This window comes from Paenibacillus sp. JJ1683 (assembly GCF_053006485.1).
In genome coordinates this window covers 3716599-3742245 of record NZ_CM129820.1, presented here as the reverse complement: position 1 = coordinate 3742245, position 25647 = coordinate 3716599, and the positions used below count along the sequence as shown (strand labels likewise).

Annotated in this window: 22 protein-coding genes and 1 tRNA gene; 18 read left to right on the top strand and 5 right to left on the bottom strand. The window is 45.1% G+C overall.

Annotated features, from left to right (window positions below):
* The first annotated feature begins 125 nt into the window (after nt 1-125).
* Entirely contained in the window at nt 126-518 is a 393-nt protein-coding gene (locus tag ACUC6J_RS15960) for a DUF5665 domain-containing protein (protein ID WP_026065489.1), read from the top strand.
* A gap of 12 nt (nt 519-530) precedes the next feature.
* Here ACUC6J_RS15960 and ACUC6J_RS15955 read toward each other — a convergent pair whose 3' ends face one another.
* Entirely contained in the window at nt 531-1271 is a 741-nt protein-coding gene (locus ACUC6J_RS15955; RefSeq protein ID WP_016821531.1) for a TraR/DksA C4-type zinc finger protein, read from the bottom strand.
* 234 nt (nt 1272-1505) lie between these two features.
* Between ACUC6J_RS15955 and lspA the strand changes: the two genes are divergently transcribed.
* The 11 genes from lspA to ACUC6J_RS15900 all read left to right on the top strand — a co-directional run bounded on the left by lspA (nt 1506) and on the right by ACUC6J_RS15900 (nt 12765).
* Nucleotides 1506-1997: a signal peptidase II gene (lspA, locus tag ACUC6J_RS15950; protein WP_013372070.1), complete on the top strand. Its 492-nt coding sequence runs from the start codon at nt 1506-1508 to the stop codon at nt 1995-1997.
* Nucleotide 1998: 1 nt separating this feature from the next.
* Nucleotides 1999-2970: an RluA family pseudouridine synthase gene (locus ACUC6J_RS15945; protein WP_016821530.1), complete on the top strand. Its 972-nt coding sequence runs from the start codon at nt 1999-2001 to the stop codon at nt 2968-2970.
* Between the two features lie 509 nt (nt 2971-3479).
* A complete protein-coding gene (gene pyrR / locus ACUC6J_RS15940) occupies nt 3480-4040 on the top strand; it encodes a bifunctional pyr operon transcriptional regulator/uracil phosphoribosyltransferase PyrR (protein WP_016821529.1) in 561 nt (186 codons plus the stop codon).
* A 2-nt stretch (nt 4041-4042) separates the two neighbouring features.
* A complete protein-coding gene (locus ACUC6J_RS15935; RefSeq protein WP_016821528.1) occupies nt 4043-4957 on the top strand; it encodes an aspartate carbamoyltransferase catalytic subunit in 915 nt (304 codons plus the stop codon).
* Nucleotides 4958-5018: 61 nt separating this feature from the next.
* Complete coding sequence (locus ACUC6J_RS15930; RefSeq protein ID WP_447249089.1) at nt 5019-6341, top strand: dihydroorotase; 1323 nt, start codon at nt 5019-5021, stop codon at nt 6339-6341.
* A gap of 61 nt (nt 6342-6402) precedes the next feature.
* Nucleotides 6403-7539, top strand: a complete 1137-nt coding sequence (gene carA / locus ACUC6J_RS15925) for a glutamine-hydrolyzing carbamoyl-phosphate synthase small subunit (protein ID WP_016821526.1) — start codon at nt 6403-6405, stop codon at nt 7537-7539.
* A gap of 1 nt (nt 7540) precedes the next feature.
* Nucleotides 7541-10756, top strand: coding sequence for a carbamoyl-phosphate synthase large subunit (gene carB, locus ACUC6J_RS15920; protein WP_016821525.1), 3216 nt, complete (start codon nt 7541-7543; stop codon nt 10754-10756).
* A 66-nt stretch (nt 10757-10822) separates the two neighbouring features.
* A complete protein-coding gene (pyrF, locus tag ACUC6J_RS15915; RefSeq protein ID WP_016821524.1) occupies nt 10823-11617 on the top strand; it encodes an orotidine-5'-phosphate decarboxylase in 795 nt (264 codons plus the stop codon).
* Nucleotides 11614-12255 (top strand): orotate phosphoribosyltransferase, encoded by a 642-nt coding sequence (pyrE, locus tag ACUC6J_RS15910; RefSeq protein ID WP_040103340.1) that lies wholly within the window; start codon nt 11614-11616, stop codon nt 12253-12255. The genes pyrF and pyrE overlap by 4 nt, the downstream gene beginning before the upstream one ends.
* Before the next feature lie 148 nt (nt 12256-12403).
* On the top strand, nt 12404-12568 hold the full coding sequence (locus ACUC6J_RS15905; protein WP_010345444.1) for a hypothetical protein: 165 nt from the start codon (nt 12404-12406) through the stop codon (nt 12566-12568).
* A gap of 123 nt (nt 12569-12691) precedes the next feature.
* Nucleotides 12692-12765, top strand: a tRNA-Ile gene (locus ACUC6J_RS15900).
* Nucleotides 12766-13013: 248 nt separating this feature from the next.
* On the opposite strand, the gene ACUC6J_RS15895 is transcribed toward ACUC6J_RS15900, so the two are convergent.
* The 3 genes from ACUC6J_RS15895 to ACUC6J_RS15885 form a co-directional block, all read right to left on the bottom strand.
* A complete protein-coding gene (locus ACUC6J_RS15895) occupies nt 13014-13808 on the bottom strand; it encodes a hypothetical protein (protein ID WP_016821522.1) in 795 nt (264 codons plus the stop codon).
* A 549-nt stretch (nt 13809-14357) separates the two neighbouring features.
* Nucleotides 14358-14690, bottom strand: coding sequence for a hypothetical protein (locus ACUC6J_RS15890; protein ID WP_447249088.1), 333 nt, complete (start codon nt 14688-14690; stop codon nt 14358-14360).
* Between the two features lie 288 nt (nt 14691-14978).
* Nucleotides 14979-16475, bottom strand: coding sequence for a GDSL-type esterase/lipase family protein (locus ACUC6J_RS15885; protein WP_447249087.1), 1497 nt, complete (start codon nt 16473-16475; stop codon nt 14979-14981).
* Nucleotides 16476-16640: 165 nt separating this feature from the next.
* On the opposite strand from ACUC6J_RS15885, the gene ACUC6J_RS15880 reads away from it, so the two are divergent.
* Complete coding sequence (locus tag ACUC6J_RS15880) at nt 16641-18902, top strand: helix-turn-helix transcriptional regulator (protein WP_045244396.1); 2262 nt, start codon at nt 16641-16643, stop codon at nt 18900-18902.
* Here the strand turns inward: ACUC6J_RS15880 and ACUC6J_RS15875 are convergent.
* Complete coding sequence (locus ACUC6J_RS15875) at nt 18899-19798, bottom strand: carbohydrate ABC transporter permease (RefSeq protein ID WP_016821518.1); 900 nt, start codon at nt 19796-19798, stop codon at nt 18899-18901. The genes ACUC6J_RS15880 and ACUC6J_RS15875 overlap by 4 nt on opposite strands.
* Before the next feature lie 269 nt (nt 19799-20067).
* On the opposite strand from ACUC6J_RS15875, the gene ACUC6J_RS15870 reads away from it, so the two are divergent.
* The 5 genes from ACUC6J_RS15870 to ACUC6J_RS15850 all read left to right on the top strand — a co-directional run bounded on the left by ACUC6J_RS15870 (nt 20068) and on the right by ACUC6J_RS15850 (nt 25632).
* Complete coding sequence (locus ACUC6J_RS15870) at nt 20068-21033, top strand: ABC transporter permease (protein ID WP_016821517.1); 966 nt, start codon at nt 20068-20070, stop codon at nt 21031-21033.
* A 21-nt stretch (nt 21034-21054) separates the two neighbouring features.
* Complete coding sequence (locus ACUC6J_RS15865) at nt 21055-21678, top strand: YesL family protein (RefSeq protein WP_016821516.1); 624 nt, start codon at nt 21055-21057, stop codon at nt 21676-21678.
* A 28-nt stretch (nt 21679-21706) separates the two neighbouring features.
* A complete protein-coding gene (locus ACUC6J_RS15860; RefSeq protein ID WP_447249086.1) occupies nt 21707-23227 on the top strand; it encodes an extracellular solute-binding protein in 1521 nt (506 codons plus the stop codon).
* Between the two features lie 134 nt (nt 23228-23361).
* Nucleotides 23362-24723: a glycoside hydrolase family 28 protein gene (locus tag ACUC6J_RS15855; RefSeq protein WP_249506804.1), complete on the top strand. Its 1362-nt coding sequence runs from the start codon at nt 23362-23364 to the stop codon at nt 24721-24723.
* 24 nt (nt 24724-24747) lie between these two features.
* Nucleotides 24748-25632 (top strand): dienelactone hydrolase family protein, encoded by an 885-nt coding sequence (locus ACUC6J_RS15850; protein WP_330719971.1) that lies wholly within the window; start codon nt 24748-24750, stop codon nt 25630-25632.
* Nucleotides 25633-25647 lie beyond the last annotated feature (15 nt).

Genomic DNA, 25647 nt, shown 5'->3' with positions numbered 1-25647 from the left:
CCCATAATACAATAACAGGCAGCATATAAAAACGAGCCTAAGCATCGGAAACGGGTTTCCTCCGTTACGTGCTTCGGCTCGTTTGCTGCTTTCGGGGCAGCCATGGGAAAAGGGGGATTGTGCATATGACAGCACGGTCAAGGCGCAGACTGGGAAGGAGTCTCCGAGGGATGAACGGAGAAGGGGCCGCCATAGCCTCAGATAAGGGAATAGCAGGTGACCAGGCAGAGAAACTAAGTCGTGTGGAAAAGCTGGTGCAAGCTGTATCAGAGCAGATGGAACGAACACGTATTGCAGATTACGCTTTGCTGCTGAATAAGCCTTGGCGATTACTTTGGCTAAACCTAATATCAGGTGTTTCCCGTGGAATCGGCATTGCGCTAGGGTTTACTTTTTTTGCCGCTACCATAATTTATGTGCTGCAAGTGCTCGGAGCGTTGAATTTGCCGATTATCGGTGATTATATCGCTGATATTGTACGGATCGTACAGCGACAATTAGAGCTTACTACCTACTAGGGCGTTTCACTTTTAAGCTTCCGATTCGTCCTCGTGCAAATCTGGCTCCAGCAGACCTTCACCCTCGCCATCTTCTATATAACGCTGATAAATAGAACTGCGGACAATGGATACATTTCTGCCATAAATGTCAGTAGCGACAAAGCTTTCATATGGCTCTACGAAGCCCATATTATCATCGCCAGCTTCAATTTCCATATCATCATAGCGGTGGATTTCACCACTTTCCGCCATGGCCGGAGTGTTAGAGGTTCCCCAATTTTCAACGATCTGCCAAGCATCTTCACCGTCAAAGCCGTTTTGTTCTTCACGCTCATCCAGGCTTGTTCTACCGAACGCGGGAGCGAGAAATTCTTCCTCCACCGGACGGTTGTTGGATACTTCTGTCTCAGGACTGTATTCTTTGCAATAAATGGTATAGGGAACAGCCAACAGGCGTTCATAGGGGATGGGTTTGCCGCTGGCGGCGCAAATGCCATAGGTTCCCTTATCCATAGCCATCAAGGCTGATTTGATACGTTCCAATTGAAACTCGTCATGCTCCAGTAAGGAAATATCTTTGGCTCGCTCATAGGTTTCGGTAGCTAGATCGCCTGGATGGTTATCGATGGGAGAAAGCTCACCGGTTTGGTCGCGTTGAGAATCGCCGAGTCCATAATGGTCGTTGTTTTGCAAACGATGCTCAATTTCCTTTTTGCGTTCCAGCAGTTCGTTACGCAAGCCCTGCAATTGTTGCTCCGTCAATGGGGACATGGAATCCTCTCCTTGTTCTAGATTTACATGCATGCGTTGTGTCAGGTATGCTCCTTGTAGTGTGCACCGGGAAGACCTCTTTTACATAGGAAATTCTAATCAAATGTGATTGAGTTCATTCCATTTAAGGACTATGCTCGATAGCCTGCAGGACTCGTGGACGATCTGAGAAGGCTTATGCTACAATAAATGGGTTCGACAACGGATATAAGCGGATCGGAGTGACGAAGGACTGTGATTTATTTTGGTATTGCGCTAATTATTTTTTTGATTGATCAGGGTGTCAAATATTTGGTGGCTACGCGGATGGAATTGTACGAGCAAATACCAGTCATCGGCAATTTCTTTTTAATCACCTCTCATCGTAATCGCGGAGCCGCTTTTGGGATTTTGGAAGGGCAACGCTGGCTTTTTATCGTGATTACAATTGTAGTTGTGATCGGGATCGTATGGTACCTGAGAAAAACGGTCAGAGCTGGGCAAAAACTACTTCCTGTTGCGCTAAGTTTGGTGCTTGGGGGAGCGGTTGGTAATTTTTTGGATCGAGCTATTTCTGGAGAAGTAGTTGATTTTGCACAGTTCAATTTTGGAAGCTACACATTCCCGATTTTTAATGTGGCAGACTCGGCAATTGTCATCGGTGTTGCACTGATTATTTTGGATACATTGCTGGAATCGCGTCGGGAAAAAGGGAATGGCAATGATAGCGTTGAAGGGAAGTCATAGCATGAACGAAGTGAATGAAAACGGCGAAGCCATAGGTCTGTCTTATGAGGACGAACTGGAGGGTGAATCTCTGGAATGGACAGCGGATTCAGAGGATGTCAAAACACGTATAGATAAATACATCGCCGAAGAAATGAAGGAAGTGTCTCGTTCCCAGATCCAGCTGTGGATCGGGAATGGTCGGGTACTGGTGAACGGTGCGGCGGTCAAAGCGAACTACAAGCTGGCTGAAGGAGATCATATCGTACTATCGGTACCTGAACCAGAAAGTGTAGATATTATGCCGGAAAATATTCCGCTAGATGTCGTATACGAGGATTCGGACGTTATTGTCATTAACAAGCAACGTGGTCTAGTTGTGCATCCTGCACCAGGACACTCCTCGGGAACACTGGTCAACGCACTGATGTACCACTGCCATGACCTTTCCGGCATTAACGGGGAATTACGTCCCGGTATTGTTCACCGTATTGATAAGGATACATCAGGACTGCTGATGGCAGCTAAAAATGATCAGGCCCACGCATCACTTGCAGCACAGCTGAAGGATCATAGCGTGACTCGGAAATATATAGCATTGGTCCACGGTCATTTGAGTCACGATCAGGGAACCGTAGATGCTCCGATTGGTCGTGATTCAGGTGACCGTAAATTGTTCACGGTTACGGAACGCAACAGCAAGCATGCAGTTACCCATTTTCTCGTCATTGAACGGTTAGGTGATTATACCCTGCTTGAACTTCAATTGGAGACAGGACGGACACACCAAATTCGTGTTCACATGAAATTCATTGGACATCCATTGGTTGGCGACCCTATGTATGGACGCAGTAAAGGGGTTCGTATGGATGGCCAAGCGCTGCATGCAGCGGTTCTGGGATTTAAGCATCCAACTACTGGAGAGTACTTAGAATTTAGCAGACCGATCCCTCCTGATATGGAGGACGTATTAACGTCCTTGCGTAGTCGCTAAAATAATGATGATTTGCTCTGCTTTCCTATTCAAAAACTTGAATAAATTATTAAGTATAACCGCCTAAATGGCGGTTTTTTTATTGTCTGAATAGGAATGGGTAAAAACAACTATGGATAATTATACAATTAGGATGTATAATTATTAAAGTGCTTCCGGTGGTTCCGGTTGAACGGGTGTTGACACGAGATTTTCAATCTGTCATACTTCTTGTAGTTGCGATGGACTTTGTCCGAGAGATGGTTAACCATCTCACACTATGAGAAACAGGACAAAGGAAATCCTGAATAGCACCTTTAAATCAGTCCCGTGAGGCTGGCAAGGTAACGTGAATGGATCACTGATCAGTGCATCCGCTGCGGCGGTATGTCTTCAGTGTGTCCGACAGATCGGAGAACAGTGGAAGACTGTTCATACGAGACTCCTTGCCAAACTTGGGCAAGGAGTCTTTTTTGTATCCGAACACGGGACCAGGTCTGAAGGGAACATCACCTGAGGAGGCTGGAAGCATGAGTATTGAAACACATGTACTGATGGATGAAATTGCGATTCGTCGGGCATTAACGCGGATTGCACATGAAATTTTGGAGAAAAACAAGGGTATTGACGATTGCGTACTCGTAGGTATTCGAACACGCGGAGTTCATCTGGCGCAGCGCTTGGCTGAAAAAATTGCTGAAATTGAAGGCGCACCAATTCCATGGGGAGAGCTAGATGTCACAGCCTACCGGGATGACCGGAGCAGCGTTGCCGAGGCTAAAGGAAATGGAAAAGAGCTTTTGATGAATCCCGCTGACGTATCGGTTCATGATAAGAAAGTCATTCTCTTTGACGATGTGCTGTACACAGGCCGTACTATTCGCGCGGCGATGGATGCATTGATGGACTGCGGACGACCGCAAATGATCCAGCTGGCTGTGCTAGCAGATCGCGGACACCGTGAGCTTCCGATTCGTCCGGATTACATCGGCAAGAACATCCCGACCTCCAAATCTGAGGAAATCGTAGTTGCACTTCAGGAGACGGACGGTAAGGACGAAGTGACGATCATTCAGAACCGGGGGGAATAGGTATGATCACAACAGCCAGTCAACTTAGAGAACGTAGCCTGCTCGGATTAAAAGAACTTAGCCGAAATGAAATTGAGTCGATTCTGGATCGTGCTCAGTATTGGGAATCACAGCCGCAAAAACTGATTCCAGTCCTACAGTCACGCTTCGCGGCCAACATGTTTTTTGAAAATAGTACACGCACACGCTTTTCCTTTGAAATGGCGGAGAAGCGACTCGGCGCTCAGGTTTTGAACTTTTCCGCTGCGGCTTCCAGTGTGGAAAAAGGGGAGTCCATTTACGATACTGTGCGTACGCTTGAATCCATGGGCATTGATGCTGGAGTCATTCGCTTAAAGCCAGCCGGAGTGCTGCAAGAGCTTGCTGAGAAGGTCAGTGTTCCGCTGGTTAATGCGGGAGACGGCAACAATGAACATCCAACGCAGGCTTTGCTAGACCTCTACACCATGCGCAAAACTTTCGGTGAGCTTAAAGGCTTGAGAGTATCCATCATAGGAGACATTTTGCACAGCCGTGTAGCTCGCTCGAATCTGTGGGCCTTGCAAAAATTCGGAGCCGAGGTTAGCTTCTGTGCACCAGACAATATGCAGGCATCTGATCTTGCAACGTACGCGCCTTATGTGCCGATGCAAGAAGCATTGCAGGCAGACGTAGTCATGATGCTGCGGGTCCAGCTGGAACGGCATGCCGAAGGAATGTTGCGCTCAGCGGATGAGTACCGAGAGCAGTACGGTTTGACAGAAGAAAGAGCAGCAAGCCTTAAGTCCGGAACAATTATCATGCACCCGGCTCCAGTGAATCGAAATGTGGAGATCGACAGTGCAGTTGTGGAAAGCGAGCAATCGCGAATTTTTCCGCAAATGGCCAACGGGGTTCCGATCCGCATGGCGGTTATGGAACGGGCAATGAAGCTGTAGAAGCTGTCAGCAGGATCGTAGGGAAAAAGTTGCAAAAAACCTGAGCGGAGGAATATTTCAGATGAAACAATTAATTATGAATGCAAGCGTATTGAACGAGCAGGGCGAGGCTGAATTGAAATCCATCCTAATTGCCGATGGGAAAATTTTAGCTATCGCAAATGCGGATGCCGGAGTTAGCCTACTTGTGGAAGAAGGGGCATCTGGGCAAGAGCTCGATGTCGAAAAAATCGACGCCCAGGGAAAACTGGTCATCCCTGGTCTGATCGACATGCATGTGCATCTGAGAGAACCTGGCTTTGAATATAAAGAAACCATTGAAACAGGTAGCCGCGCTGCGGTGAAAGGTGGATTTACCACGATTGCCTGCATGCCGAACACACGTCCGGTTACGGACAATGTAGACACGGTTCAGCTGGTGCTGAAAAAGGGGCAAGAGGCTGGGCTGGCCAAGGTACTTCCTTACGCAGCCATCACGAAAAACGAACTGGGACGAGAACTGACGGATTTTGAAGCGCTCAAAGCAGCAGGTGCAATCGGCTTTACTGATGACGGAGTCGGAGTGCAGAGTGCGCAAATGATGAAAGATGCCATGTCACGAGCCAAAGCGCTGGATATGCCAGTCATTGCACATTGTGAAGATAACACACTTGTTGTAGGAGCAGCGGTGACGGACGGTGAATTTGCCAAGCGTCACGGACTTAAAGGTATCCCCAATGAATCCGAGGCGATCCATGTTGGGCGTGACATCCTGCTATCCGAGGCAACCGGGGCACATTATCATGTATGCCATGTCAGCACAGAGCAATCGGTGCGGTTGATTCGCCATGCAAAATCTTTTGGCATCAAAGTCACTGCTGAGGTATGCCCGCATCACTTGGTACTGTCCGATGAGGACATTCCTGGGCTGGATGCCAACTGGAAAATGAATCCTCCACTACGTTCCCCGCGTGATGTACAGGCATGCATCGAGGGGCTGGAGGACGGAACGATTGATATCATCGTAACTGACCATGCAGCACACAGTGAGGAAGAGAAGGCAAAAGGGTTGGAGCTGGCGCCATTTGGAATCGTCGGATTTGAAACGGCCTTTCCACTGCTGTACACCAAATTCGTAGCTACCGGGAAATGGACGCTGGACTTTCTGGTGCGCCGTATGACGACTGACCCAGCGCGTGTCTTCCGCCTTGATACAGGACGTCTGGAAGAGGGAGCACCCGCTGACCTGACCATGATTGATCTGGAGCAGGAGCAGGCAGTTGATCCACAAACGTTTGCCAGCAAAGGACGCAACACTCCTTTTACAGGCTGGAAGCTCAAAGGCTGGCCGGTAAAAACTTGGGTAGACGGCAAACTGGTATGGTCTGCTGACGAAGCAAAATAATACACAACTACTTAAAAAATAGAACCTTATAGCAGGAAACAAAATAGAGGAGTGAGACGGGATGCAGGCAAGATTGTTACTTCAGGACGGCACGCTGTTTACAGGCACATCATTTGGTGCAGAAGGTGAAAAAACAGGCGAGGTCGTTTTCAACACAGGGATTACAGGCTATCAAGAGGTGCTGACGGATCCCTCTTATTGCGGACAAATCGTAACCATGACTTACCCGCTGATTGGTAATTATGGAATTACTCGTGATGATTTTGAATCGGTACGGCCTTATGTTCATGGCTTTGCTGTTCGACATTACGAGCCGGCGCCAAGTAACTGGCGTGCTCAATACAGCGTGGGCGATTTGCTGAAGGAATATGGCATCATTGGCATTAGCGACATCGACACCCGCATGCTCACCCGGATTATTCGCCATCACGGCACAATGAAGGGCATTTTGACGACTGGTTCCCAGCCGGTGGAAGAACTAAAAGAAATGATGTCCGACATGACCATAGAAGAACTGCGCAATCAGGTTCCTTTGACTTCTACACCTCATCCGTACAGCAGCCCTGGCAACGGAGAACGGATCGTATTGATTGACTATGGTGCCAAGAGCGGCATCCTGCGCGAACTGAATAAACGGGACTGCGATGTGGTTGTCGTTCCGCATGATACGACGGCCGAAGAAATTCGTCGCTTAGATCCAGACGGTATACAGCTGTCCAACGGTCCTGGAGATCCGAAAGACGTACCGCATGCTGTCCGTACGGTGGCTGAACTGCTAGGAGAATACCCTATTTTCGGGATTTGCTTGGGACACCAGTTGTTTGCCTTAGCTTCGGGAGCGGATACGGAAAAGCTGAAATTTGGACATCGCGGTGGTAACCATCCGGTGAAAGAACTGGAGAGCGGCCGTTGCTTCATTACATCACAAAATCACGGGTACACAGTGAATGAGGATTCGATCCAAGGAACTGAGCTTGAAGTGACGCATATTAATAACAACGATAAAACGATCGAGGGTCTTAAACATACTAAATATCCTGCGTTTTCGGTGCAATATCACCCAGAGGCTGCACCTGGCCCTTACGATAATGGCTACCTGTTTGACCGCTTTCTGGATATGATTCGTGAACACAAAAGAAATCAACCAAAGCAACCGCGTCAGGCTGCTATCGCCGCCGCAGTGAGAGGAGAGCGCTAATATGCCGAAAAATACAGAACTTAAAAAAATACTCGTGATCGGTTCCGGTCCTATTGTTATTGGTCAGGCAGCAGAATTCGATTACGCTGGTACACAAGCTTGTCAAGCGCTCAAAGAAGAAGGCGTCGAGGTAGTACTGATTAACAGTAACCCGGCAACCATCATGACAGACACCAATATGGCAGACAAAGTATATATCGAGCCGATTACACTGGATTTTGTAACACAGATTATCCGTCAGGAGCGTCCAGATGGTCTACTTCCTACACTGGGAGGACAGACAGGTCTGAATATGGCAGTGGAACTGGCTCGCGCAGGGGTGTTGGAGCGCGAAAACGTTAAGCTGCTGGGAACTCAACTGAATTCAATTGAAAAAGCCGAAGACCGGGACTTGTTCCGCGACCTGATGCGTGAGTTGGAACAGCCCGTGCCGGAGAGTGTAATTGTAACGACATTGGAAGAATCGCTGGAATTTGCTAACGAAATCGGTTATCCCATTATCGTTCGCCCGGCTTATACGCTGGGAGGTACAGGCGGTGGGATCTGCGCCACAGAAGAAGAATTGCGTGAAACAGTAAGCTCTGGCTTGCGTTACAGTCCAATCGGACAATGCTTAGTGGAAAAAAGTATCGCAGGTATGAAGGAAGTCGAATATGAAGTCATGCGTGACGGTAATGACAACTGTATCGTGGTCTGCAATATGGAAAACTTCGATCCGGTCGGCGTGCACACTGGTGACAGTATCGTCGTAGCGCCGAGCCAGACGCTGTCAGATCGTGAGTATCAGATGCTGCGCTCCGCTTCTCTCAAAATTATCCGCGCCCTCAATATCGAAGGCGGCTGTAATGTACAGTTTGCACTGGATCCGCACAGCTATCAATACTACGTGATTGAGGTCAACCCACGGGTGAGTCGTTCCTCGGCACTGGCTTCCAAGGCGACCGGATATCCGATTGCCAAAATGGCGGCCAAAATTGCACTAGGCTACACACTGGATGAAATTGTGAATCCGGTAACGGGACAAACGTATGCTTGCTTTGAGCCGACATTGGATTACATCGTGAGTAAAATACCACGCTGGCCATTTGACAAGTTCATTTCTGCCAACCGCAAACTTGGCACACAAATGAAAGCAACCGGTGAAGTCATGGCCATTGGACGTACATTTGAAGAGTCAATCCATAAAGCGGTTCGTTCTCTGGAAATTGGTGTACATCGCCTGCATCTAAAGGGTGCCGATCAACTATCTGATGAGGTGCTTAAGGATCGTCTGAGTAAAGCAGATGATGAACGCTTGTTCTTGGTAGCCGAGGCATTCCGTCGCGGCTGGAAGCAACAAGATATTCAGGATATAACTAAAATTGATTGGTGGTTCCTCGACAAGGTAGAGGGAATTGTCAAATTTGAATCCACTATCGCAGAAGAGTCTGAGTTGACTTATGAAACACTCTATCAGGCCAAACGAAAAGGATTTACTGACCGCTCCATTGCTGAGATTCGCAGTATGGGTCAACGCAAGAGTATGACAACCGAACCCGAGGTTCGTGAATTCCGTCTAAATCAAAACCTGCGTCCTGTCTACAAAATGGTAGATACGTGTGCGGCCGAGTTTGAAGCCACAACTCCGTACTACTACTCCTCTTATGAGGTGGAAAACGAAGTGATTCCATCCAACAAAGAGAAAGTCATCGTACTCGGCTCAGGACCGATTCGGATCGGGCAAGGGATTGAATTTGACTACTCCACTGTGCATGCGGTGTGGGCTATTCAAAAAGCAGGTTACGAAGCGGTAATTATTAATAACAATCCGGAGACCGTCTCTACAGACTTCAACACATCTGACCGTCTCTACTTTGAGCCACTTTTCTTCGAAGATGTAATGAATGTCATCGAGCAGGAAAAACCGATTGGTGTCATCGTCCAGTTCGGCGGTCAAACGGCGATTAACCTCGCAGCTCCACTTAGTGCGGCAGGCGTAAATATTTTGGGTACGAGTCTGGAAAGTATCGATGAAGCAGAAGACCGGAAAAAGTTCGAACAGCTGCTGTCTCGCCTTGCTATCGCCCAGCCTAAAGGCAATACGGTCACGTCGGTAGATGAAGCGGTAGGAACTGCCCAAGCATTGGGGTACCCAGTTCTGGTACGTCCATCCTACGTCCTGGGCGGACGCGCTATGGAAATTGTGTACTCAGATACGGAATTGCTGCGGTACATGGAAGAAGCGGTTAAAATCAATCCGGAACATCCTGTGCTCATCGACCGTTATATGCTGGGCAAAGAAGTTGAGGTTGACGCCATCTGTGACGGCGAAACGGTCCTAGTACCAGGGATTATGGAACATGTGGAACGGGCAGGGGTTCACTCAGGTGACTCGATCGCAGTGTATCCGCCACAACACTTGTCTGACGAGCTGAAGCAAAAAGTCGTGGACATTACGATCAGCATCGCCAAGGAATTGAAAACGATTGGTCTGGTAAACATTCAGTTCGTCATTCATCAAGATGAGGTGTATGTCATCGAGGTTAACCCTCGTTCCTCACGGACGGTTCCTTTCCTGAGTAAAGTAACGAATATTCCGATGGCGAACCTGGCGACACAGGCCATTTTGGGCGGTAAGCTCAAAGATGCAGGCTACACAGAAGGGCTATGGCCTGAAAGTAATTATGTCTCGGTTAAGGTTCCTGTATTCTCCTTTGCCAAGCTGCGTCGTGTAGAGCCGACACTGGGGCCTGAAATGAAATCTACAGGTGAAGTTATGGGACGCGATATCCAGTATGCGAAAGCATTGTACAAAGGACTCGTAGGCGCAGGTATGAAAATTCCATCTACTGGGGCGATCATCATCACAGTAGCGGATAAGGATAAGGAAGAAGCGGTCGAGCTGATGCAGGGCTTTTATAGACTGGGCTACAAAATTATTGCTACAGGTGGAACGGCAGCAGCCTTGGAACAGGCCCACATTCCAGTGAACACTGTTAACAAGCTAAGTGAGGGCAATCCGAATATTCTGGATATGATCCGTACAGGTGAAGCCAACTTTGTCTTCAACACGCTCACCAAAGGCAAAACGCCAGAGCGTGACGGATTCCGCATCCGCCGCGAAGCAGTTGAAAACGGCATTGTCTGCATGACCTCGCTGGATACAGTGCGCGCTCTGTTAAAAATGCTGGAGACGATTAACTTCACATCCGAATCGATGCCAGTTCTAAGCAACTAACGCGTTATGAATAGATAAGCAAAATAAGTGGTAATGGGAAGGACATTCATCAGCATTTGCTGACGGGTGTCCTTTATCACGGGCAAATATACCCGAATTGATGTGAAAAGGGGCGGTAGAACGGTGAATGAAGCATTTCAGCAGATGGCAGGACGGCTGATGGTTGCGCTAGATTACCCGGATGCACAACAGGCTGAGCAGTTAATTCGGCAGCTGGAGGGAATTCCTTGTTATATAAAAGTGGGTATGCAGCTGTTTTATAGCGCAGGACCAGCTTTTGTAGAACAATTAAAATCAAGAGGATACTCCGTATTTCTGGATTTGAAAATGCACGATATCCCTAACACGGTACGTGGAGGGGCAGAGAGTATTACCCGTCTAGGGGTGGATATGTTTAACGTACACGCTGCTGGAGGCCGCAGTATGATGTCGGCCGCCAGATCCGGAGCCGAAGCAGCGATTTCCGCAGACAGCTCACTTACCATGCCGCTCATTATTGCAGTCACACAGCTGACCAGCACGGATCAGACGACCATGAATACAGAGTTGGGCATTCCGGGCACGGTGCAGGATGCTGTCGTTCGTTATGCACAATTGACACGTGAGGCTGGGCTGGACGGTGTGGTAGCATCCCCATTAGAAGTGCCTGCAATTCGTGCGGTATGCGGAGCGGACTTTAAAACCATAACCCCTGGCATACGCCCGGCAGGCAGCGCTACAGGTGATCAGTCGCGTGTGCTTACACCCGGACAAGCCATTGCCCAAGGCAGCAGTTACATTGTCGTTGGACGGCCGATCACGGCGGCACCAGACCCACGCGCCGCAGCAAAACATATTATTGAGGAGATGATACAAGTATGACTACATTAAACAATATCCCAGAGCAAATTGCATCCCATCTGTTACGCATTCAGGCAGTGGCACTGCGTCCACAGCAGCCTTTCACATGGACATCCGGTATTAAATCCCCTATCTACTGTGACAATCGCCTGACCATGTCCTACCCGGAGGTGCGTGAACTAATCGCAGACTCTTTTGCGGCTCTCATCCGTGAACAATACCCTGAGACCGAGGTTATTGCCGGCACAGCCACAGCAGGGATTCCTCATGCCGCTTGGGTGGCACAAAAGCTAAATCTGCCAATGGCTTATGTCAGAGACAAAGCCAAAGGACACGGGAAGGAAAACCAAATCGAAGGCCGTATCAGCGCCGGACAAAAGGTTATGGTTATCGAAGACCTCATCTCTACCGGGGGAAGCTCCATTAAAGCAGCACAGGCCGTAGAGCAAGCAGGAGCTCAGCCGTTAGCTGTACTGGCTATTTTCAGCTACCAGCTGGACAAAGCCACTCAAGCTTTTGAAGAAGCAGGTGTGAAGCTGCAAACCTTGTCCAATTACACCGCCTTGATGGAGGTTGCCTTGCGTGAAGGAACCATTCAGGAGGAAGAAATGGAACTGCTGCGTTCCTGGCGTCAGGACCCAGCTTCTTTTGGCAAATAAGGCTGAGTACTAGAGACAACGGAGCTAATAAGTAGTGCGCCACAGACTCATTGCCATCCAGTGCAGATTGTTAGTAATCAAGCTGTGTAAATCGAATTCGATCCGGTTACACTAACTCCTACTATACATGTGAAAAGAGGGAGTTCGGATGTATTGGGTTTACTATGGCAGACTGTACACGACTAAATTTCAGGCAGGATGTTTGGCAAAAAGGCTGGAGCATGACGGCTGGATGTATGGATACAATGATCCCCGCGCAGTGGAGGTGTACCGCTCGCGCAAAGGCCGTTATGGTGTCCGATTTATTCCATAGGTTTACAAAAATAATTCTTAAAAAGAAAATTTCAAAAAACTATTGACGAAACACAAGAAAATGTTGTATATTAATTAACGTTGCTGTTACGAATATGTAGCGTGAATATACATGTTTTTTTGAGGGCCCTTAGCTCAGTTGGTTAGAGCGGTCGGCTCATAACCGATTGGTCGGGGGTTCGAGTCCCTCAGGGCCCATTTCCTCAAAAACCCTTGCTTAGCAAGGGTTTTTTTGTTGTTTTCAGAGGGCGGGAATAAAATCGCAATCTGAGGAGGGGATTGTAAGTTGCTAATGAACCTTCTCTTTCTTTACTTTATATGAATTCGATTTATTTTTTGACGTTTCATTGCCTTCAAGAAAGCATCCCTTAGAATATATTGAATTACCCGAAGGGGGCATAATCCATTCTAGGGGATGCAATATGCTAGGAGTAGTTCCGAAAAGACTATTTTTTTGAAATCTTAAACTTGAATGGATTATATTCAAGTTCCTCTGAAGAACCTTTTGCAATTAAGGCTAAATCCTTAGAAGAGTCTATTTTTGAGAATGTAAGGATTCCTTCTGTCTTCATACCAGGTAGTATTTCAGACTGTAATTCAGGGTAAGTATAGCTTACGCGATCAAGCGTTGGTTCGTATTGTTTGTTTCCTTGAACCAATTTAGTATAAAAGTCAAAATAATTTATAGTGCTTGTAGATCTGTTTTCAATTGCCATATAAATTCGTGTTTCCTCTTCAGCAAACTCGACTTTTTGAAGAGTCATGATATAGCCCTTTTGTTTTACTGACTTATTCACTTCTATAGTGCTCAATGTAGGATCAATAAACATAGATTTTTCTATTTTATTTGCCGAGATGGCAGGAGCTGAGGTGTAGTTGCCGTGGGTCGTTCTATAACGATATTTTTCTATGACAGTACCGGTTACGTGGATAAAATCATTCTCTTTTACATTAGAGAAGCTTGAAAAACTATCGCCGTAAACAAAAGTATTTTTTTCATTATTTTTCGGATCAGCATTCACTTGAACATAAATTCCATTGCTATTCTCCTTAGGACCATAGGTGATTTGTCCATAAAAATTAATAGAACGGTCTTCAAACTGATCAGCATTTACATACATTTGTTCAAATTCTTCTTTTGATAGTAATGATTGATCTTTACTTGATGATACTCCACATGCTGTTAATCCTATTATGGAAATAATAACACAAAAAAGAGAGAAAAAAGTTTTATTTTTCACGAACCCAATATCCTCCAGTATAAAAATATAGTAGCAATAGAATAGTCTATCAGAACTAGTTCTATTTTTCTATAAATATTTAAAACAGGCTAAATCAAGATAATGAATCTTGCTAACCAACAAAAAATACAAAAATAAGGTTTCTCTAATGGTCCGTAAGTACATTTAAAGGATAACTAATTTCATATTTTTTTAACATTTATACCGCGATTTATTATACGGACTACAATCCAAGTCTACAATTTTTTGCTTATGATTTCTTATATATATTTTTTATGGTTTAGTTTTCCAAAATTTTATTATGTTAGTATATGGTTAATGTCTCAGAGAGTACAAATGTTATTGATAAAGTTATGGGCCTCGTTTTATTGAATTCGCAAGACATTGAGTAGCAAAGAGAGGGGTGACCTCAGCCCGTCCGTTTTTTATAAGTCTCCGAGTCATTAATTTTGAAATATCTCATAATACATCATTATAGCTAGTAGGAATATAGGTCCAACAAAGAAAGCACTGCTCGAATAAACGAACAGTGCTTTTTTAACGCTTTTTTTAGTTTACCTTAAGGGTATACACCATTCTCAATTTACCGTTACCGGCGTAAATCTCAACTCTTGCATTCGTTGCAGTGGTGGTGGTTACTACGCCGGAAGCGGAGACGGTGACATTTCCGCTCGCCACTTTATAAGTATCTCCAGGGTAATTTGACAACGCATAAGAATAATTACGTGGCAACGTAGCCGTTCTGTAGGATACTCCGTTTACTTGTACAACAGGTGTAATTTCTGGAGAAGGGCCTACTGCTGCGGACGCACTAGGGATAATAATACCCTCAATGAGTCCCAAAGACATAGCTGTTGATAATAATATTTTCTTAGTATTCATAAAAAAATCCTCCTTATGTATGATATGATCTCCTAAAATATGCCATGTAAAATGGTTTCTTTCACTTCATTCGACAAATATTGTAAAAACAATACAATAAAACGATTCTAAAGTCCTATAAGATACAAAATAATTAAAATATGAAAATTAGAGAAATTAATTTTAATATACTGTATTTTTGAGCTATTCTCTATAGCTGGGCCATCTTTGCATAACACAAAATAAAAACGGACGTCGGAGTGATTCGTCCGAGATCCGTTTTTCGTATGTGCATGTAGGCACTTAATATCAGTTGATGAGTTGGTGCGCAAGCCTCTCACTGCTGTCCAGGTTCCTTTGAACCATAAGGTGTTTTAATGCAGACAGTTCCGTACTTCGACGAATCGCTTCCGCCACCAACTGGGCGATCTTCCTTGCGCCTTCGTCAGAAAAATGGGTATTATCGGCTACACCAGCTGGGTAATTAGGGTGCGTTTTTTCAGGCAAATGCATAAATAGAAGCTGGGACTCTTTTTCGCCCATGGAACGATAAAGCTGCTGTGATGCTTCGAAAATATCGAGCAACGGTGTCTGGGTTTCCTTGGCTACTTGTCTCATGGCAGCGGGATAGGCTCCTACGGCCAGCGGATCAGGTTCACCGTTTGCGGTAAAGCGGCGGCGGCTTACAGAGGTTAACAGCACTGGAATTCCGCCACGTTCCCGAGCGGACTGAATGTATTGAATTAAGTTTAGACGGTACTCTCCATCAGGATCGGTGTAGCGATTGGGGTCTTCTTTTTTCTCATCATTGTGTCCAAATTGAATAAACAGATAATCGCCAGCTTGAATATCTTTTTCAATATCAGTTAATCGCCCTTCTGCTATAAAAGATTTGGTGCTTCGTCCATTGACGGCACGATTGTCCACATGAACAGTAGAGTCCAAATGAGCTTGCAAATGTTCGCCCCAGCCTGTCATCGGTTTTTCGGTTGCTCCTTTTTGGGCTGCAGTAGAGTCTCCTGCGATAAACAGTCGAGTTGTCATCTGTCGTCTTGCCTGCGTATATCCATGTTTTTGTAGCCATTTTTCCGCCAGGTCGAGCCATTGTCTGCATTCAAGGTTGTCCTCGGATAGTCCCAATCCGTGTCGTCCTTCCTCAAATACATGCAGTTCAAACGGAATACGCTCTCTGGATAATGAGAAAGCGAACAACAGGCTATTTTCTACCGGTACAGCGCCATCATTGGCCGTTGTCCACATAAAAGTCGGAGGTGTCTGTGCAGTCACTTGCCGATCGGATGAAAAGGCTTGAAGCTGCTCCAGGGTCGGCTGTTCCCCTAAAAAGTGCGTACGGCTTCCAAGATGCGTATAAGGATCATGAAATGAAATGACAGGGTATCCCAACATCAGAAGATTTGGTTTTTCCGCTCCGATCGTGGAGACAATGGAGGCCAGGTGACCGCCTGCTGAAAAACCGATGAGACCCACTTGATCAGGGATCACTAGCCAGTCATGCGGTGTTTGGCGAATCCATTGCAGGGCATGTTCTACATCCTCCAGCAAGGAGGTAATCTCGAAATCACCGACCTGATACTCCAGCACGCCCGCATGAATACCTAGATCATTTAACCACCGGGCGATTGGCTCTCCTTCATGTGAGGCCAAATGCTCGTAGCCACCGCCAGGTAACACCAATACAAAAGGACGAGCTTCACGAGCCACTATGGGATAGAGGGAGAGAAAGGAAGTGTCCAACGGAAATTCTTCTTTTACAATCTGTTCTTTAGAACTAACGACATGTAACATAAGAGACCTCCAAATTTCTTTTTAACTGCCGCAAACCAAATAAAATCAACTTAAATTGGAATGATACGGATGTAAAAAATAATGCACACGTGAAAAAAATGATTTAAACCTTGTTATGAAAGCGCTATAATTTGGTGTGATACCAAGAACCAAAGGGGGAGCGCAATGAAAAAAGGAAGAATGTTCTACACTATTTTTATTACGATTCTGGTTTTGGGAATAGGATTGGTGGCCAGCTTTGGCAGCTATATCTATTTTACAACAATTAGCTCCGTTGTGGAGAGAGTTTCCAATACCAAGCAAAGCTACATGGCGCAGATCAGAAATAGCCTGGAACAGAAAATCCAAACGATTGAATACGCTTTTAATACGTATAGCACGACCAGTTCCTTTAATGAAGTTGTCAAAAATCCCATTACAGAAAAAGATTTTGTAGCGTATCGGAATGTAAATACCCAGCTCAATTATATTGCTACGATGGGATTAGAAGGAACCGAGTATTCACTAATAAGTCTAAATCAGAATTGGAGAATCTCCAATGGAAGCCTGTCTTATTTGACGAAAACGGAACGAGAAAAGCTGATTAGTACCTATATCGACCACCAGGATAAGGGACTATTCTGGATTAAAACAGATAAAGGAATCCGTTTTGTGAATACCTTGCCTGTGTTTTCCAAAAAGAAACAGGCCATCGCGCTATCTGATATTTCGTCGCAGACGTTAAGCCATACCATTCAAACAGAGGATCATATGCCTGTGTTTATTTTGAATAAAAAAGGCGACTTAATGTACGAAACTGAGCCTGCTACTCCCTTATTGTCTACTCAGCAGCTTCAGCACATTTCAGAGGTTACTGCTAAATCAAACAACACGGGCATGCTGACATTGGAGAAAACGGAGCATCAGCCAGCGCGGCAAATCATTTATGCTAAATCTGCTTACAACAATTGGACTTACTTAACGGTATTAGATAAAAAAGAGATTGCAAACGCGTTTCAAACGACCAAATTTGGGATTATCATGATGGGCCTTGTATTAACGCTTTTAATGGTGGTGGTGGCATACATCATTGCCATTTACTTTACCAAGCCATTCCAGCAAATAAAACGCAGCTTACCGAAAAATCCCAATTTCGCTTTCAAAAATGAACCTTCTAAAAATGAAATTGAGTGGATTATTAATTCCATCGACAACATTGTAACAGAGAAGGAAAGCTTGGAAAGTCTCATTCAGTCCGAAATGCCACAGTTGGAAACGCAATTGATTCTCAACCTGTTTCGCAAACGTGTTTCCGCAGAGGAATTGGCACGAAAAATGCCACGCTTGGGCTACCCGCAGATCGAGAATCAAGTGTATATTACCTTGTTGGTTCAACTGGATAATCTGGGAGATCGAGAACCTTCGGATAAAGATGTTTTACTGCTGGCTATTAACAAAATCGTAGAAGAAACGATTCCTGAGCAGCAGCGTATGCTTCCCATCATTTTGAACGATAACACCCAGGCTACCATATTAATTTTGGCAGGTAAGAGTGCACAGGAAATGAGAAAGCAAGTGCTGGATCATGCGACCCTTTTGATTCAGAATGTAAAAGAGTATTTGAATGTATCCATCAGCATCGGTATTAGCACAGCGTATGATAACTTATTAGAAAGTAAAGAAGCTTGTGAGATGAGCAAGCAAGCATTGCATCACCGTTTAAACCTAGGTAAAGAGTCGATTATTTTTTATGAGGATATTTCCATGGTCATTTCAGGTCCGGTGCTGCTGCATTATCCTGCGGAATTGGAATCCAAACTGTTTGATGCCATCCGCATAGGAGATGAAGAGCAGGTATATCATACCGTGCACTCTTTATTGGCGGAAATGATGACAAAGAACAACCATTCCATGAACTTTGAAGTGCTGCTGGTACGCTTTGTCAATAACCTCATCCAATTAGAGCAGCTATTAGGGATTGAAGTACTGCTAACGCAAGACAATCATGCCTTGTATCACCGTTTGCTGGATATCCGTAACCCGGAGGAGATAGAACGCATGCTGCTGGAACAGGTTATTTTCCCCATGGTAAAAAGCATGAAGGAGAAGACCAACCAGCAATTCCGCTGTCTCTCTGAGAAAATTGCCGCGATTATCCGTGCTGAATATGACCAGGAATTATCATTAGAACTCATTGGAGATCGACTGCATTACAATCCAAATTATTTAAGCAGTATTTTCAAAAAAGAATACGGAACGACGTTTAGTGAATATCTGATGGGCTATCGCCTGCAAATGAGCAAGAAATGGCTCGTTGAGACAGATATGACGATTAAAGAAATCGCCGAGCGGCTGCAATATCATAATTCGCAAAACTTTATCCGCTCTTTTCGAAAAAAAGAACAGGTTACACCAGGGGCTTATCGAAAGATGAAGCAAGCCAATTAACCTTTAACCGCCCCCAGCAAGGCTCCTTTGACAAAGTGCTTTTGCACAAATGGATACACGATTAACATCGGAACGGTCGCTATAACAATGACCGCCATCTTAATCGTCTGCGCAGGCGGGATGACATCTACCGCAGTTCCTTCTGCCTGCATACCACTGGAGACGATAACAATTTGGCGAAGTAAGACTTGAATTGGCCATTTGGCAGAGTCATTGATATAGAGAATGGCGTGCATATACGTATTCCAGTAGGCAACAGCGTAGAATAAAGAAATGGTTGCAATAGAAGGCAGGGCTAATGGCAACATAATTTTAAAGAAGATACCAAAATCGTTGCACCCGTCCATCTTGGCCGATTCCTCCAAATCATCCGGCAATGCCTGAAAAAAGTTACGCATGATAATCAGGTTAAATGCATTAATAGCTACGGGCAGAATCAAGGACCAATACGAATTGATCAGTCCCATGCTTTTGACCACGAGGAATGTCGGAATCATCCCCCCGCTAAACAACATAGAAAACACGACAATGAAGTTAATCGTATTGCGGCCAAGCAGATATTTTCGGGATAATCCATAAGCCATAAAAGCGGTAAAAATCATACTTACAACTGTACCCACGATCGTTACTCCGACCGAAACCCCCAGTCCTCTAAAAATCGTTGGAGTGGATAGGATATAGCGATAAGCATCCAGTGAAAAAGTTACAGGGAATAAAATGAACTTCTTGGCCACTACTTCCTCAGTTGAAGCAAATGAGCTGGCGATGATATTCAAAAAAGGTAAGAGACAAGTGAGGGCAATGAGAATCAAAAGTGTACTGTTTACAATGTTGAAAATACGACTGCCCAGTGATTCTTTTTTTCGTGATTTTGGTTTGATTAATGGTTGTTCCAATGTGGGTGACCTCCTTGTAATCGTTTACATGTAAACCTTATCAAGAGCAAAGAATTCCGTATATAATCAAATCTTGAGGTGTTCTCTAAGCGTGGAAAAAAGAGGATGATCATTAAGTTGTGTAGTAATCATTAGCTAAGGTGAAAAGGCTGTAAAGTAGGCTGTTGGCCTATTTTTGTAAACGCTATCATTTGATGATTATATGCGGAATGACGAAAATAACGTACTCTTGAAAGCGTATACAGGAACGTTTGAAGGAGGTCGAACTAATGAAAGTTTCAAGTGTCCCCGCACCAAACATGAAGATGAAAATGAAAAAGAACAAAAGAACGACGGAAAGCCTTTTACGAATGCAGAAACACAAGCTGCTCTATCTGATGGTTTTACCCGGGTTGGTGTACTTCATTATTTTCAAGTACTTCCCTATGGGAGGATTGGTAATTGCATTTCAGGATTATCAAGCCTTTCAGGGAATTACAGGCAGTCCATGGGTAGGAATGAAGCATTTTATTCGTTTGTTTACAGAGCCTACGTTTTTTATGTTGCTTCGCAATACGCTGGTTTTATTTGCACTGAATATTGTAATCTTTTTTCCATTGCCTATCATATTGGCGCTCATGCTGAATGAGGTTAGGAAGATGTTTTTCAAAAATATAATTCAAACCATTATCTATATCCCGCACTTTATGTCATGGGTTATCATCGTTTCGATTTCTTATGTATTCCTGACGGTGGACGGCGGTGTGCTGAATGAACTGATTGCCGCGCTGGGTGGTGAGAAAATCAGCTTCTTGACATCTCCGCAGTGGTTGCGAACGGTCTATATCGGGCAAGTGATTTGGAAGGAACTTGGCTGGTCTACCATCATTTATTTATCTGCAATTACAGTGGTGGATACACAATTGTATGAGGCAGCAGAAATGGACGGTGCTGGGCGTTTGAGAAAGACATGGCACGTGACGTTGCCAGCGATCCGCCCGGTTATTATTACTTTGTTAATTTTGAAAATCGGTAGCACGCTGGATTTGGGCTTTGAACATATGTATCTGCTATTGAACTCATTAAACCGCGAGGTTGCCGAAATCTTTGACACCTATATTTATACTGCGGGCTTAAAGAATGGACAATTAAGTTTCAGTACGACGGTAGGACTTTTCAAAGGTGTAGTAGGCTTAATTCTGATTATGTTCTCCAATCGACTCGCTAAGAAATTTGGTGAGGACGGCGTTTACTAATGACGACGGGAAGGATGCAAAATGGTACGATTTGTAGAAAACATGAACAAATGGTGCATGCGCCTGCTACGCCTGGTCTACCTTAACTTGCTGTGGACGATTGCGACAATCCTGGGCTTGGGTTTTATAGGTGTAGGGCCTGCAACCGTTGCTATGCTTAGTATTTTAAGGCAGTGGATTCGGGGCAATGAGGAAGTCGCCATTTTCTCGACGTTTGTACGTTACTTTAAAGAAAGCTTTAAGGAAGCAGCCATCATTGGCGGGCTATACAGCCTTGTGGGTTACGTGCTCTACGTGGATATCGTCAACAGCTCATCCTGGTATGTTCGTGTGGTGACACTGATGGGTGCCTTTTTGTATCTTATCTCTTTGGCATACATTTTTCCGTTACTGGCTCACTATGATTGGAAAGGCATCAAGCTGAAGATCAAGATGTCGATCGTCATTGGATTTTCGTATTTACAATATACACTTGTTCTTTTTGTAGCTATTGTCGTGCTTTATGCATTGATTCTAGGCTTGTACCCAGGAATTCTAACTTTTGCCGGAGCGAGCATCATCGGTTATCTCGTGATGTGGATGACGCATCAGGTATTCAGCAAAATAGAGCGAGAGGTTCTGGTGAAAGAGGAGGATATGGCATGAATATACAAACGAAAAAGGAGCAAACACGATGAAAAAAAGAACCGCGATGAAAAAGGGAGTATCGGGTCTTCTTGCCGGACTTATGGTCATGAGTGTTTTTCTAACTGCTTGTGGTGACAAGGGGACTGAGGATCAAGCCAGCCAAACCTATGATCCCAAATCCAAACTGGAATTTACCTGGCTAAACGTATTGCATACAGCCTCTCCGCCTACAGAAACGATTAAAAGCAAAATCGAAGAATACACCAATTCCAAAATTACGTTCAACTGGGTGCCGGATGCTTCCAAGGAAGAGAGAATTACCACCGCACTGGCTTCTGGTGAATTGGCAGACATGGTGACTTTGACGATGATGACAAATTCATCAGTGCGTAGTTCATTGAAATCAGGACTATTCTGGGATGTAGGCAAATACTTGGATGATTATGAAAATTTGAAGAAGATCCCGCCTGAAGTGCGCGAAGCTGCTTCTATTGAAGGGGTACTGTATGGTGTTCCGTTCCAGAAAAATCTGGCTCGGGCGGGTCTGGTCATTCGTCAGGATTGGCTCGATCGCTTAGGACTGAAAGTGCCGACCACACTGGATGAGTTGTATGAAGTTGCGAGAGCGTTTACAGAAGATGATCCAGATGGCAATGGAAAAAATGATACGACTGGGTTTGTTGACAGATCGGATCTGCGTTACAGCAGCTTCAAAACATTAAGCTCCTACTTTGGGACACCTAATGGCTGGAAAGTAGATGGAAACGGCAAGTTTACGCCGGAATTTGATACTCCTCAATATTTGGAGACCTTAAAGTATTCCAATAAATTATACAAAAATGGGTATCTCTCCAAAGACTTTGCTGTAACCGCTAAAACGGACCAGCAACAACAATTTGCACAAGGTAAAGCAGGGATTTATACAGGCATGATCGATATCTCTAACCTTAGAACCTTGTCTCAAGGCTTACAAAAAGGGCTGAAGCTGGTACCTGTTAACAAGATTTCTAATGGAGATGGCCAATATCACGTATGGTCTGAAGGAAGCGGGGTAGGAGGCTTGCTGGCATTTCCGAAATCTGAAGTAAAGACAGAAGCTGAGTTGAAGAGACTGCTGCAATTTGTAGATGATTTAATTGACAAAGATGTATATATGTACATGACCGGTGGTATTGAAGGTACTCATTATAAAATCGAAAAGGATGGTTCCTTTAAAATTACGAATACAGATTTGTGGCAAGCAGACGTTCAGCCATTTTCAAGCTCCAGACCAAGTGAAGTGACCTATAACTTAAAGGATGCCAATCCGGAAAAGGAAATGGCTAATGAATTAGTGCGAGAAAATAATAAATTTGCTGTTCTGGACCCGACAGTGCCACTGGATTCAGCCACCGCTAATGAACAAGGAACAGAGCTGGAGAAAATCATTACCGACGCCTCCTTCAAATTTATTATGGGTGAAATTGATGAAGCCGGATTTAAAGCAGCTGTAGAAAACTGGAAAAAGTCAGGCGGAGCACGAATTACCACTGAGTATGAAGAAGCGTATAAGAAAACGAAAAAATAAAGATATAGGCTGAACATTAGTGTACATGAATTGTCACTACGCAGGCGGATGGTGCTTAACATCGCTGACACTTGTCCAGCACCATTCCGCCTACTGCGTTTTATTCACTTAAAATAAAGACAGGAGAGAACGAAATGCAATTATATAACATTGTAGATTATGGAGCAGTTCAGGATGGTACGACGATGGCGACAGAGGCGATTGCGGCTGCCATTGAAGCAGCAAGTAATGCTGGTGGAGGCACCGTTTTTGTTCCGTCTGGAACATACCTGACGGGTGCTATTATTCTGAAAAGTAATATTGAGCTGCATTTAAGCCCCGGCGCAATTCTTTCCTTCAGTACGGAACTGGCAGATTACCCTGTAGTAGAATCCAGATGGGAAGGCGTTCAGCGGGAAGTACATGCATCGTGCATTTATGGAGAGAACCTTGAGAATATTTCGATTACAGGCAGCGGAACACTGGACGGAAATGGTCAACCGTGGTGGGAAAAGCATCGGAATCACCCTGAAGAGTTGCAGTATCCAAGACCCAAATTAATCAGCTTTGACCGCTGTCAACGGGTCACCATTAAAGACCTCATGTTAAAAAATTCCCCCAGTTGGACTGTAAACCCCATTGCTTGCTATAACGTTACGATTGACAATTTGTCCATTCTTAACCCAGCCGACTCTCCCAATACGGATGGCATTAATCCCGAATCCTGTTCCAATGTTCGTATTAGCAACTGCAATATTGATGTAGGTGATGATTGTATTGCGATCAAAGCAGGAACCGAAGATACCCATGAGCGGATTCCTTGTGAAAATATTACGATTACCAACTGTACAATGGTGCATGGTCATGGTGCTGTCGTACTGGGAAGCGAAATGAGCGGAGATATTCGTAATGTTACGATCAGCAATTGCGTGTTCAAGCAAACGGATCGGGGCATACGTCTGAAATCAAGACGGGGACGCGGTGGAATCATCGAGGATATTCGTATCAGCAACATTGTGATGGAGGAGGTCATTTGTCCATTTATTCTAAACCTGTATTATTTCTGCGGACCTCGGGGCAAGGACAAATATGTGTGGGATAAAAATCCCTATCCAATTACTGATGAAACTCCGTGCTTTAGAAGAATCCATTTTTCCGATATCACGGCACGTCAGGTTCATGCGGCGGCTGGTTTCTTATACGGACTTGCAGAACAATATATTGCTGAAATTACATTTTCCAATATTGATATATCTATGGCTAAAAATGCGATTCCCGGTCGTCCGGCCATGATGACAGGGATTGAAGATATGAACAACCGTGGTTTTTATCTAGGTAATGTAAGGGATATTCGTTTTCAACAAGTTACGATTGAGAATCATGAAGGTCCTGCCTTTTACATTGAAAATGGGGAAGATGTTGAAATCAATCGTTGTCATTCGAAGAATACAGCTCAGCCTGAAAAGCTGATAGAACAAGTAACGATACAACCTTCTGAACAAAATGTTGTGAAATAGGAGGGGATGAAAGGAGCATAAAACGTGGATAAGTTGCAAGCATTGTTGGGAGACCTTCCGGCAGATCGCCCTATAACGGCGACTCTACTGAATCAAGAAGAGCGGGAGGGTTATCGACTGGAGTGTCTCCTGCTGGACTTGAACGGGATCGAGTCTGTACCCGCTTATGTAGCTACACCCTTACAAGTGGACGGTCCGTTCCCATTGGTCGTATTTAACCATTCGCATGGGGGCAACTATACGAATGGACGTAAGGAACTGCTTCATAGCAGTTCTTACCTGCAGCAGCCTTCGTTTGCTACAACCCTGACAGACATGGGGTATTGCGTGTGCTGTATCGACATGTGGGGCTTCAACGAGCGTGGAGGCAAAACCGAGAGCGAGCTGGTAAAAGAAATGCTCTGGCAGGGTCAGGTGCTGTGGGGCATGATGCTGTATGATAACCGTCGTTTGGTAGATTATATGTGTCAGCGTGAGGACATTGATGCTTCCCGTATCGCAACGATCGGTATGTCGATGGGTGGACTTATGGCATGGTGGATGGCTGCTTTAGATGAACGAATACAGGTCACGGTGGATATCTGCGGACAGGTAGATGCCCATACGCTGATCGCTAAAAGGGGATTGGATCATCATGGCTTCTATTCCTATGTCCCCGGCTTGTTGAAGCATTTCACCACGCTGGATATTCAAAAGCGGATCGCACCTCGTCCACGGATGAGTATAACAGGTCAAAATGATCGGATGTGTCCTATAGAAGGAGTCGAGCATTTGGCCAAGGGGTTGTTGGAAGCTTATCAGAAAGCAGGTCACCCTGAGCATTGGCAGCCTGTGATTGCGGGCGGTGGCCATATGGAGACATTGGAAATGCGAACGGCTTGGCAGTCATTTTTAGCTGAACACTTGTAAATCAAATGAAAGGAT